The organism is Candidatus Pseudothioglobus sp. Uisw_086, from assembly GCF_048085745.1.
Lineage (GTDB): Bacteria > Pseudomonadota > Gammaproteobacteria > PS1 > Pseudothioglobaceae > Pseudothioglobus.
Window position 1 is genome coordinate 99,537 of the sequence record NZ_CP159803.1, and the last position, 15,391, is coordinate 114,927.

A 15,391-nucleotide genomic window follows, 5' to 3' on the forward strand; every position below is an offset into this window, starting at 1 on the left:
TAAACATAAGTAATAGATAATTTAATTGCGCACTGAGTATGCGCTCTTTTTAAGGAAGAAAGAATGGCAACAGTAAAACTTGAAAATATTTATAAAAGTTTTGATGAAACAGAAGTTTTATTTGATATTAATTTAGAAATAAAGGATAAGGAATTCGTTGTTTTTGTTGGACCCTCGGGTTGTGGAAAAACAACGTTATTAAGAATCATTTCAGGCCTAGAGGAGGCGACGTCAGGTAGTGTAATTATTGATGATAAAGATGTTTCTAATGCGCCTCCAGTTGAAAGAGGTATCGCAATGGTTTTTCAATCCTATGCCCTCTATCCCCATCTATCAGTCTTTGAAAATATAGCGTTCCCACTTAGGGTTGCAAAACTTAATGAAAAGGAACTGGAAGAAAAAGTATTTAAAGCTGCCGATATCTTGCAGTTAAGAGATCGTTTAGATTTCAAACCAGGCCAACTATCAGGAGGCCAACGCCAAAGGGTAGCCATTGGCCGCTCTATTGTTAGAGATCCAAAAGTATTCCTTTTTGATGAGCCTTTATCCAATCTTGATGCAGCTCTTCGCGGAGATATGCGGGTTGAGCTAGCAAAGCTCCATCAAAATTTAAAGACAACAATGATTTATGTTACTCATGATCAGATTGAAGCGATGACAATGGCTGATAAGATTGTTGTATTGCGTGATGGCGTTATAGAGCAGGTAGGATCACCAATGGATTTATATCATAATCCTAAAACAAAGTTTGTGGCAGGCTTTATCGGCCAACCAAATATGAACTTCCTTAAAACAACTGATACAGAAATTAAAAATAAAAAACTAGTTGCAAATATTGGTGACTTGAATTTGGACTTGGTTGTTGACGTCTCTAGCACAAAAGCAGGTGATGAAATAGATGTTGGAGTAAGACCAGAAGATCTAGTCGTTTCTTCATCAAAAGGTGGGGTTCCAATGAGTGTTGAAGTTGTTGAACATATTGGAGCAACAGTTATCTTACATGGCTCTGTTTTAGGCAATAGTAATTTCTGTGCTGTAGTGCCAAGTGACTCAATTATTAAACCAGGTGAAACTGTCAACCTAGTTTTTGATTCTTCTAAGTGTCATACTTTTAATTCATCAGGACAAGCACTTAAGAAAACAAATAAGCAGATATAAGGTAATAATCATGAAGACTGGAATTGTTGGTTTGGGTTTAAGAGCTGCAAATGTTCTTAAAATGCTTGTAGAGGATCTACCGGAGTTAGATTTAGTTGGTTATGTTGATCCTGATCCCTGCGGATTATCAATACTTGACGATGTCCCCCATAATTTAATTAGATTTGAAAGCCTTGATGAGATGATTGAAAAATGTAATCTCGATCTTCTATGGGTTGCTTCCCCAAATCATCTTCATCTTGAGCATATTAAATTTGGTCTTGAGGCGGGCTTAAAAGTTTTCTCAGAGAAACCTATTGTTACGACAAAAGAGGATAGCTTTAGTCTCGCAAAATTAATAAAAATATATGGTGAAAGCCAATTAATTGTAGGCCTTGTTTTGCGTTATTCGGTGCACATGCGAGAATTACGTAGAATTCTTGACGCTGGAACCTTAGGAAATATCACTTCACTTGAAGCTAATGAACATATAGCCCCATTTCATGGATCATTTTTTATGAGAGATTGGCGCCGACTTGAAAAATATTCAGGCGGCTTTATGTTAGAAAAATGTTGCCATGATATTGATTTATATAACAGTATTGTTGGGGAGAGGCCAACAAGAGTAATTAGTTTTGGTGGGCGAAACAACTTTATTCCTTCAGAGGCTCCTAATGGAAATGAGCATGATGATGTTTACCAAATAAAAAAATCTTATTGGGAAAGCGCTGATGATCCATTTACGAGTAACGCGGATATTATTGATCATCAGAATGCATTAATAGAATACCCAAATAATGTAACTTTCTCATTTCATACCAGCATTAATGTTCCTGATGAGCAGCGGCGTTTTTGTATTATTGGAAGTCGGGGTATGGCTGAAGGTGACTTTGGTCGAGGTGGACTCAAAATTACAGATGCGCGAACTGGTAAGTGCTTAGAGGATCATGATTTTAGTGTTTCAATGGCTCCTGATGAGGTAAATTATCCAGCTCATTATGGCGCAGATAAGTTGATGTGCGAGGATATTGCAAGTTTTCTTAAAGGTGATTTAACATCTCTACCTGTTGGACCAAAAGAGGCGATTACTGCTGGTTTAGTTGCTTTGGCAATTGATGAAAGTATGATTTCAGGACAAGTTATTGATATGGCTGAGACTTGGAAAGAATTGGACTCATTATATTAAAGGAGTTGGGTTTTGATTAAAGGCATAAGTTATCTTTCTTTTGAAAATGGACTAGCAAATACTGAGTCAATAGAATCAGCATTAGCTCAAACAAAAAAATTTGGCTTTGATGCTCTTGAATTAGGAATATCAACCGAAGGTGTTTTGACTACTGATACCTCAGAAGCTGAATGTTTAAAGATACGAAAAACTATTGACGACTCAGGTGTTTTTGTAGATAGCTTAGGAACTGGAATATCTTGGGGAACTAGTCCAACAAGTAATGATGAGGCTACGCGTAAAAAATCTATTAGCCTCCATCAAGATGCATTAAGGATTGCAAGTAATCTTGGATGTAAGTCACTATTAATGGTTCCCGGAGTAGTTAAAAGCCCAATTTCTAGGGATATTGTTCGATATGATAGGGCACTAGATCGTCTAAGGGATGCGGTCAATCAGCTGCTGCCAATTGCGGAAGATCTTGATGTTGATTTATGCCTTGAAAACGTATGGAATGGTTTCTTTTATTCACCGATTGAGCTTAGGGATTTTGTAGACTCTTTTGATTCAAATAAATTAGGTGTTTATTTAGATGTAGGCAATCTCATTGGTTATCAGCAGTATCCACCACACTGGATTGAGTTACTTAATTCAAGAATAAAAAGAGTGCAAATAAAGGATTTTCAGGAAAATTTTGATTGGACGGGTAGTTTTAGTTTTTGTGATCTTGGGGCTGGTGATGTGCCCTGGAAGGAGACAATAGACGCACTTAAATCTATCAATTATAAAAATACAATAATTGCAGAAATGTTGCCTTGGGACGAAACTATCTTGTCGCGCACATCTGCAGCAATGGATCAATTATTTGATTTCAATTCTATTGCTTAAATTTAAAATTTATGACTAATAAACTTAAAGTTGGCGTAATTGGCCTTGGAAGTATGGGATCAACCCACTTAGATATCTATTCAAAAATAAATGATGTTGAAGTCATCGCTATTGCTGATTCAATCCAGAGCAGACTTGATGGGTCAAGCAAAGCTGCAGGTAATATTAGTGGCCAGGCTGAAGGGGGAGTGTTTGGTCTTAGTGTTAAAAAATATCTTGATGGGATGGATCTTATTAATAATCCAGATATTGATATTGTAGATATATGTGTTGGAACTGATCTCCATTTTATTTTTGTTGAAGCTGCATTGGCTAAAGGTAAACATGTATTAGTAGAAAAGCCACTTGCAAGAACGTATGAAGAGGCTAAAAAAATAGTTCAATTAGCGCAAAAGTCTTCCTCTAATATTATGTCTGCAATGTGTCTTCGTTATTGGCCCGCATGGGTTTGGCTTAAAGAGGCTATAGAAAGTGAAGAGTATGGTAAGTGCTTGTCTTTAAATTGTAAGCGTCAAACGAGTTTTCCTGGTGGCTCTTTTTACTCAAGCCATGAGCAATGCGGTGGTGCATTATTAGATTTACATGTTCATGATACTGACTTTATTAACTATTGTTTTGGTCTTCCAGTTGCAGTTTTTAGTCAAGGATATAAAGGTCCTAGTAGCGGTATAGATCATGTTGTAACAAATTATATTTTTGATAAAAAAAAGTTTTCTCCCTTGGTGAGCTCTGAAGGGTCATGGACAATGCAAGATGGGTATGGATTTGACATGTCTTATACAGCTAATTTCGAAAATGGAACGGCTACCTATCTTCTAGATGAAAAAGAGACACTTAAATTTTTTAGATCAGGCTCAGAGCCACAAACTATTGATCTGAAGGAAGGTATGGGATATGAATTTGAAATCCGTGCATTTGTTGATGAAATTCTTAGTGGAAAAGCAAGTAATCTTGGTTTGTTAAAACAGGCAGCAGAGACAATTGCAATTATTGAGGCTGAGAAAATAAGTATTGAAACTTGCTCAGTTATCTCTGTAGAAGCCTAGCTTAATAGTTAGGCTTTTTAGAGTAATATTTTAGCTAATAAGTTGCAAGTTTAAAATCATCCCAGACTTGTTGTGCAAGCGCGCCAATATATGCATCATTATTCTCTAGAGCTTGTTTAATCCAAAATCTAGCTTCTAAGATATTTTTATCATCCCCTTTACCAAGAAGATACATTCTTCCAAGGTTATATTGAGCTGGAGCATCACCCTGTTCAGCAGCTTTGATAAACCAACTAAAAGCAAGTTTATCATTTTGGACAGCGCCCTGACCTCTGAGATATAGATTGGCTAAATTATATTGTGCGTTAACATTACCCAGTTCGGCAGATTTTTTATACCATTCAATTGCTTCCTTAAAATCTTGCGCAGTACCTTTACCATTTGCATGCATCCAACCAAGGTTGTATTGAGCTCTTGCATTTCCATCTTCAGCAACTGGAGTCCATTCAGTAATAGCACTTTCATAGTTACCACTGACATATTCTCTCTGCCCAGATATATAATCAGCAAAGGAATTAGTAAATAGCATAGACATTAGAAAAGCTAAAAGAATTTTATTTTTTGACATAATTTTCCTTGAAAGTTTAAGTAGTTCTTAGGTGGTAAGCCTAATGTGGGATATATTAACATATTTGCATAAAAATTTGCAGGTTTGCATGACCCTAATTGTATTAATTAATTAAGCAATTCACTATAGAATATATTTTTGCAATAGGCCATTAAAAATAATATGTTTAACACCAGGTTGAAGATGGTTAATTTTTTATTAATCTCTATTGGGCTAAGCTTCACTCAAATTGCTGCAGATGAAATTAAAGTTGCTGTTGCAAGTAATTTTTATCCAGCAATGAAAGAAATTGTATTGCAATATGAGTTAAAACAACTTCAATCCTCTGAGAGTTATAATATAGTTCTGATTTCAGGCTCTTCGGGTAAACATTACGCGCAAATTTTAAATGGTGCTCCTTTTGACATATTCTTCTCGGCTGATAAGGTAAGGCCAATTTTATTAGAAAAAAAAGGAATATCTGAAACTGGATCAAGATTCACCTATGCACTAGGTAAGCTTGTTCTTTGGAGCTCACTAGATGGTTTTGTAGAGAAAGAGGAGAGTCTTTATAGTAATGATTTAAGGTTTTTAGCAATAGCTAACCCTAGAATTGCACCATATGGAGTAGCAGCTAGAGAGGCTCTTATATCAATTAATCTATGGGAAAATTTGCAAAGCAAGCTAGTAAGAGGTGAAAATATTGCCCAGACATTTCAATTTGTTAATAGTGGAAATGCTAAACTAGGATTTATTTCTTACTCACAACTTATGAACCCTAGTTACCCTGTGGTTGGTTCATTTTGGGAAGTGCCCCAATCACTTTACACACCAATAGAGCAGCAAGTAGTGCTGTTGAAGAAAAGTTTGCTTGCAAAAGACTTTTTGTCATTTATTGAATCAGATGAGTCTTTAAATATCATCTCAAAATATGGATATGATTTACCATAATGTTAAATGAATACGATCTTTCAGCCCTTCTAGTTACTATAAAGTTAGCCTCAATAACTACTGTTATTCTCATTTTAGTTGGAACTCCAATTGCATGGTGGCTCTCACAAACTCGTTTTAAATTTAAGGCAGTAATTGAAGCAATAATAGCGCTACCACTCATTCTTCCTCCAACGGTGCTAGGTTTTTATTTACTTATGACGTTGGGCACTAATGGTCCAATAGGGAATTTTTTGGAGTCCCTAGGTGGAAGTTCAATCGCTTTTACATTTACTGGACTCGTTGTTGGGTCAGTGATTTATTCACTTCCTTTTGTAGTTCAGCCACTTCAGAATTCTTTTGGATCAATTGGTAAGCAACCTATGGAGGTGGCAGCAACCTTAGGCGCATCAAAACTAGATCGCTTTTTTACAGTCGCAGTCCCACTAGCCCGCTCTGGTTTTATCACTGCTAGTGTTTTAGGGTTCGCCCACACAGTAGGAGAGTTTGGCGTAGTCCTAATGATAGGAGGCAACATTCCAGGTGAGACAGGAGTTTTATCAATAGCAATTTATGATCATGTTGAGGCAATGGAATATGGGCAGGCACATGTTTTAGCTGGAGGCTTGCTTGTCTTATCTTTTGTCATGCTACTTGTTGTGTATATCTTTAATCACCGATTTTCTATCATGAGGACTAATTAGTGATTGAATGTCAGATAAAAATTGAGTTAGACAGCTTCATTCTTGATGCTAATTTTAGTATTCCTGATAAAGGGGTAACTGTTATTTTTGGTCCTTCAGGATCTGGCAAGACAAGTTTATTAAGAGCATTAGCCGGCCTAGAAAAGACCCATAAGGGATTTCTAAAAATAGGCGATTCAATTTGGCAGGATAGTGAAAATTTTGTTTTAACCCATAAGCGTCAAATTGGCTATGTGTTCCAAGATACTACTTTATTTGAACACCTTAATGTCCAAGGTAACCTTGATTATGGGATTAAAAGATCGTCAAATATAGAAAAAGAATTTATAGACTCTATACTTAATCTATTAGATATAAAAACATTACTTAATCGATCGACATCGCAACTTTCAGGGGGTGAAAAGCAACGAGTTGCAATTGCTAGAGCTCTTATGATTAAGCCTAAAATTTTATTAATGGATGAGCCATTATCAGCGCTGGATATAAAACGTAAACAAGAAATTTTGCCTTACCTTGATGCGCTTCATAACGACTTAGATATTCCAATCATCTATGTAACTCATTCTCCTGATGAAGCATCAAGATTGGCTGATTATTTACTACTTCTTGATCATGGAAAAGTCATTGGATCTGGACCAATAAACAATATGCTTACTAGGTTTGACCTTCCAATGTCTCATGGTAGGGAAGCCACTTCATTGGTTGAAGCTAAAGTAATCAGCCGTGAAAAAGAATTTAATCTAATGCATCTAGATTTTCCAGGAGGTGAATTTTTAGTTCCAGATAATAAATTGCCAATTGGTAGTAATGTTCGTTTGAGGGTTTCAGCGCGTGACGTAAGTCTTACAAGAGAAAAGCAGATTGACACCAGTATCTTAAATATCTTTCCAGCAATAGTTCATGAAATGTCACCTGAAGGAAAGGCTCAAATTATGGTTCGGCTTAAAATAAAGGAAATAACTTTACTCACGCTGATAACAAAAAAGTCCGCTAAGATCTTGGATCTAAAAAATGGATCGAAGGTTTTTGCTCAGGTTAAAAGTGTAGCAATACTTTCGTAACAGCTTTAGTTAGATCTTTAAGTGGCCCTTAATCTTTTAATTGGCCTTTCGTCTATGAAGACATGAATAAGTGCTGTAATTGCTGCAATAATTGCAGCCCACCACCACACCTGGTTGTATGATCCTGTTGTATCAAAAAGGTATCCGCCTAGCCATACGCCTGTGAATGAGCCAATTTGGTGATTCAAAAAAACAATACCATATAAGGTGCCCATAAATCTTAATCCAAACATCTGCGCGACTAGGCCCGAAGTAGGGGGGACTGTAGCTAGCCAAAGCAACCCGGTTGCAAAGGAGAATGCGTAGATTGTAAAAGTTGAAATTGGAATTACAAGAAATAAAATAATCACAATTGACCTTGCACCATATATGAAAGCAAGTATCCATTTTTTTGAATAAATACCTGAAAGGTGACCCGAAACTAAAGAGCCAAAAATATTACTAAGGCCAATAATTGCTAGGCTTGCTGCAGCAATTGAGCTGTCAAAACCCTTATCTGCAAGATAAGAAGGCATATGAACCGTAATAAATGCCAGCTGAAAGCCACAAACAAAAAAACCTGCAATTAAAAGCCAATAGTGAATATGAACTGACGCCTCATTAAGGGCCTCTCTGAGGTTTTGAGATGGCTCATTATCAATATTATTGTTAGTTTTTTCATCACCTTTAAATACTGGCGCGAAAAGAATCATCGATAGCGCACCTATTGCCATTATTATTAGTGCTGTTTGCCACCCATAAGCAACAAGAAATTCTCGCGCAACAGGAATAAAAAGGAATTGTCCAGCAGAGCCTGCAGCAGTTCCAACACCTAAGGCGAGTGCTCTTTTTTCCGGAGTAACCATTCTCGCCATAGCTGGAAGAATAACGCCTAGACCAGTTCCAGCAATTCCCATTCCTATAAGTATTCCAGCGCCTATATGAAGACTAACAAAGCTATCTGCAGTGGCTGTCACATATAGACCTAAAGAATAAAGAATAGTGCCAACTACAACTACTCTTGCAGTTCCAAACTTATCAGCAAATGCGCCTGCAAGAGGTTGAGTCAAGCCCCAAAAAAGATTTTGCAGGGCTAATGAGAAAGCAAAGACTTCACGACCATAGCCAAAGGTTTCAGAAACTGGCTTAAGAAAAAGTCCAAGTGATGATCTAAAGCCAAAATTAATAGCTAAAAGGATGCACGCTAATGCAATTGCTAGACTTAATATTTTTTTATTTTGCACCAGATAAATATTCTTTTAACGTTGCGATAGTATAACCATAATTATTTGACGAGCCTTTATATAAGTATTAATATACCCAACACTTGTTTTAATTAATTTTAATTAGAGGTCTATATGCGCATACTTGTTTTTCAACATGTCGACTGTGAACATCCTGGATCTTTAAGGCAGTTTTTAGCTGAGGACGGAATTGAGTGGGATGCAGTTTATTTACATCGAGGTGATAAAATCCCAAACTTTGATAATTATGACGCTCTTTGGGTAATGGGCGGCCCAATGGATGTCTGGGATATAGAGGAAAACCCCTGGCTAGTTGATGAAAAAGCAGCAATTAGGCATTGGGTCAGAGATTTAGGTAAGCCATATTTAGGCCTATGTTTAGGTCATCAGTTGCTTGCAGATGCCCTTGGAGGAACATGTGGTCCTCAAAAAATACCTGAAATTGGAGTTCTTGAAGTTGAACTCACTGCTGAGGGAAAGTCAGATCCACTTTTTAAAGGCACAGCTCATCATCAGCAATGCCTTCAATGGCATTCTGTCAGAGTGGCACAAGCTCCAGAAGGTGCTGTTATTTTAGCTAAGTCAGATGTTTGCTCTATTCAGGCAATGCGGATAGGAGTAAACGCATGGTCAATGCAATATCATGTTGAAATAGAGCCAGATACTGTAGAAAACTGGGGTGCTATTCCTGCTTATGCAGAAGCTTTAATAAATACACTTGGCCAGGGTGCATTGTCAGATCTTAAAAAAAATACTGATGAAAGCATGAGCCAATGTTTGAGTTGCGCAAAACAAATTTATAAAAACTTTATGCAAATAATGGTTTAGTTAAATTCAAGTTTTTTGCAAAACAAATTTATAAAAACTTTATGGAATTAAAAGTTTAGTTAAATTCAAGTTTTTTTGTGAATTATTTCACATTTTCAAATCATTAGAATAGTCATATATAACAACATCTTAAAGGTAAATTTGTTCTAAATTATCATACGAATTATGTAAATAAATTAAAATGTAAATTTAATGATTGACACCGAATTTAATTCAAGGTATCTTTCCGTTTTTTAAGTGTTTTATTTTACATCCTAGCTAAGGGGAAACTAATGAGTGATGAAGACGATTTTGACCTAAATGACTTAGATGATAAAGAATTAGTCGAGCAGATTCAAGATGATCTTTATGACGGTCTTGACGCAGAGGTTACTGAAGGCACTGAAATTTTGCTTGCCCGGGGGTGGGATGCTAACGATGTATTAGGTGAAGCTTTGGTTGGCGGTATGAAAATTGTAGGAGTAGACTTTAGGGATGGTATTTTGTTTGTACCTGAGGTTCTCAAGTGTGCTGGAGCTATGAAAGGTGGTATGGGAATACTTAGGCCTATCCTTGCAGAGTCTGCAGAAGACACGTCATTAGGTAAGTTTGTGATTGGAACCGTTAAAGGTGATATTCACGACATTGGTAAAAACTTAGTTGCTATGATGTGTGAAGGTGCAGGGTTTGAGGTTATTAATTTAGGTATTAATAATCCTGTAGAAAATTATCTTGAAGCAATTGATGAACATGAGCCAGTAATTGTTGGTATGTCTGCCTTACTTACTACAACTATGCCTTATATGGGGGTTGTTGTTGAAGAGATGGAAAAAAGAGGGATGCGTAAAGATACTCATATAATGTGTGGTGGTGCGCCGCTGAACCAAGAATTTGCTGATGCAATTGGTGTGCCTGCATATGGCCGTGATGCTGCTAGAAGTGCTGAAATGGCTGAGGAGCACGTTCTTGGTTTGCGTAAAAAGCGTGATCATCGATAAGATAAAAACTGATAAGACTAAAAAAAGATTAGTTTTAGGCTGCGGCGCATTAGTATACGATCTTCTAAGGTTAATCAAACAAAATCCATCACTCTCAGATAAAGTAAATTTGCAATGTTTGCCGGCTAGCTGGCATAACAGCCCTCAATTAATTGCTCCTGGCGTTGAAGAATATTTGTCTGAGAATGCTCATCTTTATGAGGAGATATATATTGCGTATGCAGACTGTGGAACTGGAGGCGCGCTTGACAGAGTATTAGAAAAGTTTGAAGCAAAACGTATTGAGGGCGCACACTGCTATGAGTTTTTCGCTGGAACAGATGTTTTTGAGCAGTTATCAGATGAGGAATTAGGTACTTTTTACTTGACAGATTACTTGGTTAAAAATTTTAATAGAATTATGATTAAGGGTTTGGGGCTTGATAAGCATCCTGAGCTTTTTGAGGTTTATTTTAAGCATTATAAAAAATTAGTATATTTGGCTCAAACTGAAAATGAGCAGTGGCAAAAAGATGCTCAGCAGTATGCAAAAGATTTTGGCTTTGAGTATGAATATCGACTTGTAGGAACGGGAAGCCTTGATAGTGTTTTTGAAGAAATTGATATCCAGCCATTGGAAATAAAAGATTAATGGAGTATGAAAAATGTTTAAAGAAGTAATTATAAAAAATTGCTGGAAAGCTAGGCTGGAGAAATAATGTCATTATTAAATCTCTTTTCTTCTAAAGAAGAAAACCCAAAAGTAAGTGATTATCTTAAGGAGTTTTTAACTGATTTTTCGATTGAAGTTATGCCTCGCACCGCGGCAAAAATTGAAAGCTTTGAAGAGATACTTCCAAAAAATACAAGGGTTTATATTGCTCATATTGAAGGTGTTCCTATTGAAGAGATGGTGCAGACAGCTAAACGGATAAGCCTTGAAGGCTTCAATGTTATGCCTCACTTTCCAGCTCGGATTATTAAAGACAAGAGTACCTTAGAAGAGTGGATAAATATTTATCAAGGTGAGGCGGGTATTAATCAAGCGCTGCTTTTAGCTGGGGGTGTGGACAAGCCACATGGTGTGTTTGAAGATTCAATGCAGCTGGTAGAAACAGAACTATTTGAAAAATATAATTTTAAAAACTTACACTTTGCAGGCCACCCTGAAGGTAATAAAGATATTGATAATGATGGCTCAAATAAAAATGTTGATGACGCGCTGCAATGGAAGCAAAAATTTAATGACCGCTCAGATATTGATATAGCAATAACAACGCAGTTTTGTTTTGAAGCAGAGCCAGTAATCGAATGGGCAAACTCATTGACGAATAATGGAATAAATATACCAATTCATATTGGAGTAGCTGGACCCGCAAAACTTCAAACTTTAATTAAGTTTTCAATTGCTTGTGGAGTTGGACCTTCATTAAAGGTACTGCAAAAAAGAGCAAAAGATGTGAGGAAACTTTTACTTCCGTTTGATCCGAATGACTTTTTAGAGACTTTAGCTAAACATAAAAAAGAAAATCCAAAATTTAATATCAGTAATATTCATTTTTTCCCTCTAGGCGGTATAAATACTAATGCTTCATGGATTAAAAATGCAATTAATAATTCATAGAAGGAGTAAGTAAATTGACAACAACAACACTATCCTCATTAACAAAAGAGGTAACTATTGGCTTTGGCCATCCATTCGTAATGATTGGTGAAAGAATAAATCCAACTGGCAGAAAAATTCTAGCTGAAGAAATGAAAGTTGGTGATTACTCACGTGTAGTTGCGGATGCTATTGCTCAGGTTGCTGCAGGCGCACAGATGTTAGATATAAATGCAGGCATCCCTCTTGCAGATGAGCCAGCAATTCTTGCTGAAGCAATAAGACAAGTTCAAGCTGTTGTGGACGTTCCTATTTCAATTGACTCATCAATTATTGAAGCCCTTGCATCTGGCCTAGAAGCATACCAGGGAAGAGCATTAGTAAATTCTGTCACGGGTGAAACAGAAAATTTGGAGAGAGTGCTTCCACTAGTTAAAAAGTATGGTGCAGCAGTTGTGGCGATCTCTAATGATGAAACTGGAATTAGTGAAGATCCAAATGAGCGTTTTAAGGTCGCTAAAAAGATTGTTGAACACGCTGCAGACTATGGAATTAAGCCAGAAGATGTTGTTGTTGACCCATTAGTTATGCCAATTGGCGCGATTTCTCAAGCTGGCAATCAAGTTTTTGAGTTAGTTAGGAAGCTTCGTAGTGAGTTAAAAGTTAATACAACGTGCGGTGCATCAAATGTTAGTTTTGGTTTGCCTCAACGAAACGGTATTAATAATGCTTTCCTTCCTATGTTAATTGCAGCAGGAATGACTTCTGCAATTGTAAACCCATTACACCCAGAGTTAGTTCAGGCAATTAGAGCTGGAGATGTTTTAACAGGTGTTGATGATGGTTGTGGTAGCTGGATTAAAGCCTATAGAGAGCCAACAGCTGATGGAAGTGATGTTAGGGATGGGAGACGCCGCAGAAAACGTGCGTAACAATAATAATGACCAGTATTGAATATAGAGGATCTTGCGTTTGCGGCCAAACAAGCTATAGCACCTTTGATTTGGCTGACGTATCTTATTGCCACTGCGTACAGTGCCGAAAAATGACGGGTCACTATATGGCTGCATGCCAAGCCAAAAGGGATAAAATTAAAATTATTGGAAAAATTAAATGGTTTTATACTCATGTGGACTCAAGGCACGGTTTTTGTGATAATTGTGGATCGCATATGTTTTGGCAAAACGATAGTTTGCCAACTATAAGCGTAACTGCTGGTAGTTTAGAAGATGCAAAAAATTTGACTGTCAAACATAATATTTTTACTGAAGAGAAAGGGTGTTATTACACAATTAGCCCCAATGAGATTCAAATTGAGGGCTATGGTAAAAGCCATAATAGTAAGGAGTAGTATTTTGGAAGATGTCCAGCAAGTTTGCTTTACCCCGTCAGGCCGCCAATTCAAAGGCGAGGCTGGAGATACTTTGCTGCAAGTTGCTCAAGATGCGGGAGTAGCTATACGCTCATTATGTGGCGGCTACGGGCAGTGCCATCAGTGCTGGATTGAGGTTTCTGAGGGTTCACATCCTAAATTTGGTGTTAATTGTAAGCCTGAAAATGTTAGCGGAATTACTAGTCTAGAAAAACAATTAATCCTCGATAATCCAAGTTACAAAGGTAAGCGACTCGCATGTCAAACTTGTATCCAAGGCGACTTAGTAATAGATGTTCCTGAAGATAGCCAAGAACATAAGGCCTATATAAGTAAAAAAAATGCTAAACAAAATTATTCTATTTCAAGTTCAATCACTCTTTTAGATTGCACGCTTGAAGAGTCAACATTGGATGAAAATCCCTCCGCCTCAGAAAATCTATTGGCGCAACTTGAAAAGCAAGGTGTCAAGGCAAGTATTGACTTCAACCTACTAAGAGGTTTGCAGCCTTTAATTCATGAAGCTAAGGGAAATCTTACTGTTGCGGTTAGGGATAAAAATCAAATTGTTGCAGCCTATCCTCAAGGGAGTCATAAAGTATTTGGAGGTGCAATCGATATTGGTTCTACCACTTTAGCACTCTATGTCTACGATTTGAAAGACGGTAAGTTGGTTTTTGAATCTTCTGCAATGAATCCGCAAATTCGATTTGGCGAAGACTTGATGAGTAGGGTTTCATATGTAATGATGAATAAGGGCGGTGATGAAAAATTGACTGCTGCAGTAAGAAATAAGATTACAGAGATGCTCCATGAGGCTTGTGAAAATCTAGAGATTGAGTGGGATAAATTATTGGAGGTTGTGCTAGTTGGTAACCCAATTATGCACCACATATTTTTTGGAATTTCACCCGTAGAACTTGGTCAAGCTCCATTTACATTATCAATAAGAAGTTGGCTTGATGTTGATGCAAAAGACTTGGGTTTTGATTTGCATCCTAAAACACGATTATCATTTTTACCATTGATTGCGGGCCATGTTGGCGCTGATACTGCTGCAGCTTATCTTAGTCAAATGGACACAATGCATTCTGAAACTACCTTGCTGGTTGATATTGGAACCAATGCAGAAATTATGCTTGCTAAAGATGGGAAAGTTTATGCTACATCCTCTCCAACAGGACCAGCCTTTGAGGGTGCTGAAATTAGCTCTGGAGTGAGGGCAACCTATGGAGCTATCGAGAGAGTAAGGATAGATAAAGATACTCTGAAGGTTCGATTTAAAGTGATTGGATGTGATGCTTGGTCAGATGAGCCAGACTATGAAATGCTTAAAATGCAGGCAGTTGGCATATGTGGAAGTGGAATTATTGAAGCTATTGTGGCGCTTGCTGAGGCAGGTATTATTGATCAAAGTGGACTTTTTGTAGAATCAATTGCACCAGAACTTTTCTCAAAGAAAGGAAATACATCTCGTTTTTTATTAGTTGAGCAAGGAGATAAATCGATTTATGTAGAACAAGTTGATATTCGCTCTATTCAATTGGCTAAGGCCGCATTATCTGCTGGCGTTTCTATACTGATGGATTATCTTGAGTGCACTGAGTTTGATAAAGTATTGTTAGCAGGAGCTTTTGGTGCTCACTTAGATGCCAGATATGTTGCTCTTTTGGATATCATTCCAACCTCAACTGCAGAAAAGATTATTTCGGTAGGTAATGCAGCTGGTGTTGGTGCTAGTGCAGCATTATTAGATGTTAAAAAGCGAAAAATAATTATTGATGCAGTAGACAAAGTTGTTAAAATTGAAACTGCTACTGAGCCAAAATTCCAAGAGTATTTTGTTGATGCAATGAAATTCACTGTATCACCAGTAAAACAACAGCAAACCAATAAAGTTAGACGCCGCAAAAGAGCGCCTTAGTTATAAA

At 37.1% G+C, this 15,391-nt stretch carries 16 protein-coding genes; 14 read left to right on the forward strand and 2 right to left on the reverse strand.

Annotated elements, in window-relative coordinates:
• Positions 1 to 63: 63 nt before the first annotated feature.
• From ABXT49_RS00530 to ABXT49_RS00545, 4 genes are read left to right on the forward strand one after another with little or no spacing between them, the layout of a single operon-like run.
• Positions 64 to 1,158 (forward strand): ABC transporter ATP-binding protein, encoded by a 1,095-nt coding sequence (locus tag ABXT49_RS00530; RefSeq protein ID WP_416652235.1) that lies wholly within the window; start codon positions 64 to 66, stop codon positions 1,156 to 1,158.
• Positions 1,159 to 1,168: 10 nt separating this feature from the next.
• A complete protein-coding gene (locus ABXT49_RS00535; protein ID WP_416652236.1) occupies positions 1,169 to 2,323 on the forward strand; it encodes a Gfo/Idh/MocA family protein in 1,155 nt (384 codons plus the stop codon).
• Positions 2,324 to 2,335: 12 nt separating this feature from the next.
• Positions 2,336 to 3,190 (forward strand): sugar phosphate isomerase/epimerase family protein, encoded by an 855-nt coding sequence (locus ABXT49_RS00540; RefSeq protein ID WP_416652237.1) that lies wholly within the window; start codon positions 2,336 to 2,338, stop codon positions 3,188 to 3,190.
• Between the two features lie 11 nt (positions 3,191 to 3,201).
• Positions 3,202 to 4,236 carry a Gfo/Idh/MocA family protein gene (locus tag ABXT49_RS00545; protein ID WP_416652239.1) on the forward strand — a complete coding sequence of 345 codons (1,035 nt, stop codon included), beginning with the start codon at positions 3,202 to 3,204 and terminating at the stop codon, positions 4,234 to 4,236.
• A 34-nt stretch (positions 4,237 to 4,270) separates the two neighbouring features.
• Here ABXT49_RS00545 and ABXT49_RS00550 read toward each other — a convergent pair whose 3' ends face one another.
• A complete protein-coding gene (locus ABXT49_RS00550; RefSeq protein WP_416652240.1) occupies positions 4,271 to 4,804 on the reverse strand; it encodes a tetratricopeptide repeat protein in 534 nt (177 codons plus the stop codon).
• Positions 4,805 to 4,987: 183 nt separating this feature from the next.
• On the opposite strand from ABXT49_RS00550, the gene modA reads away from it, so the two are divergent.
• From modA to modC, 3 genes are read left to right on the forward strand one after another with little or no spacing between them, the layout of a single operon-like run.
• Positions 4,988 to 5,734: a molybdate ABC transporter substrate-binding protein gene (gene modA / locus ABXT49_RS00555; protein ID WP_416652242.1), complete on the forward strand. Its 747-nt coding sequence runs from the start codon at positions 4,988 to 4,990 to the stop codon at positions 5,732 to 5,734.
• Positions 5,734 to 6,417, forward strand: coding sequence for a molybdate ABC transporter permease subunit (gene modB, locus ABXT49_RS00560; RefSeq protein WP_416652244.1), 684 nt, complete (start codon positions 5,734 to 5,736; stop codon positions 6,415 to 6,417). Before modA ends, modB begins: the two co-directional genes overlap by 1 nt.
• Positions 6,417 to 7,478: a molybdenum ABC transporter ATP-binding protein gene (gene modC, locus ABXT49_RS00565; protein WP_416652245.1), complete on the forward strand. Its 1,062-nt coding sequence runs from the start codon at positions 6,417 to 6,419 to the stop codon at positions 7,476 to 7,478. Before modB ends, modC begins: the two co-directional genes overlap by 1 nt.
• A 17-nt stretch (positions 7,479 to 7,495) precedes the next feature.
• Here the strand turns inward: modC and ABXT49_RS00570 are convergent, their stop codons facing one another.
• Positions 7,496 to 8,704: an MFS transporter gene (locus ABXT49_RS00570; RefSeq protein ID WP_416653564.1), complete on the reverse strand. Its 1,209-nt coding sequence runs from the start codon at positions 8,702 to 8,704 to the stop codon at positions 7,496 to 7,498.
• 111 nt (positions 8,705 to 8,815) lie between these two features.
• Here ABXT49_RS00570 and ABXT49_RS00575 point away from each other — a divergent pair, with 111 nt between their 5' ends.
• From ABXT49_RS00575 to ABXT49_RS00605, 7 genes are all read left to right on the forward strand, one after another.
• Positions 8,816 to 9,529 carry a type 1 glutamine amidotransferase gene (locus ABXT49_RS00575; protein ID WP_416652247.1) on the forward strand — a complete coding sequence of 238 codons (714 nt, stop codon included), beginning with the start codon at positions 8,816 to 8,818 and terminating at the stop codon, positions 9,527 to 9,529.
• 272 nt (positions 9,530 to 9,801) lie between these two features.
• Positions 9,802 to 10,506 (forward strand): corrinoid protein, encoded by a 705-nt coding sequence (locus ABXT49_RS00580; protein ID WP_271537703.1) that lies wholly within the window; start codon positions 9,802 to 9,804, stop codon positions 10,504 to 10,506.
• Positions 10,493 to 11,137: a DUF1638 domain-containing protein gene (locus tag ABXT49_RS00585; RefSeq protein WP_416652248.1), complete on the forward strand. Its 645-nt coding sequence runs from the start codon at positions 10,493 to 10,495 to the stop codon at positions 11,135 to 11,137. Before ABXT49_RS00580 ends, ABXT49_RS00585 begins: the two co-directional genes overlap by 14 nt.
• Positions 11,138 to 11,203: 66 nt before the next feature.
• Positions 11,204 to 12,109: a methylenetetrahydrofolate reductase gene (locus ABXT49_RS00590; protein ID WP_416652250.1), complete on the forward strand. Its 906-nt coding sequence runs from the start codon at positions 11,204 to 11,206 to the stop codon at positions 12,107 to 12,109.
• 14 nt (positions 12,110 to 12,123) lie between these two features.
• Positions 12,124 to 13,020 carry a dihydropteroate synthase gene (locus ABXT49_RS00595; RefSeq protein ID WP_416652253.1) on the forward strand — a complete coding sequence of 299 codons (897 nt, stop codon included), beginning with the start codon at positions 12,124 to 12,126 and terminating at the stop codon, positions 13,018 to 13,020.
• A gap of 8 nt (positions 13,021 to 13,028) precedes the next feature.
• The gene (locus ABXT49_RS00600) at positions 13,029 to 13,439 is read left to right on the forward strand and encodes a GFA family protein (protein ID WP_416652255.1); all 411 of its coding nucleotides are present in this window, start codon (positions 13,029 to 13,031) and stop codon (positions 13,437 to 13,439) included.
• The gene (locus tag ABXT49_RS00605; RefSeq protein WP_416652256.1) at positions 13,411 to 15,384 is read left to right on the forward strand and encodes an ASKHA domain-containing protein; all 1,974 of its coding nucleotides are present in this window, start codon (positions 13,411 to 13,413) and stop codon (positions 15,382 to 15,384) included. The genes ABXT49_RS00600 and ABXT49_RS00605 overlap by 29 nt, the downstream gene beginning before the upstream one ends.
• The last annotated feature ends 7 nt before the right edge of the window (positions 15,385 to 15,391 follow it).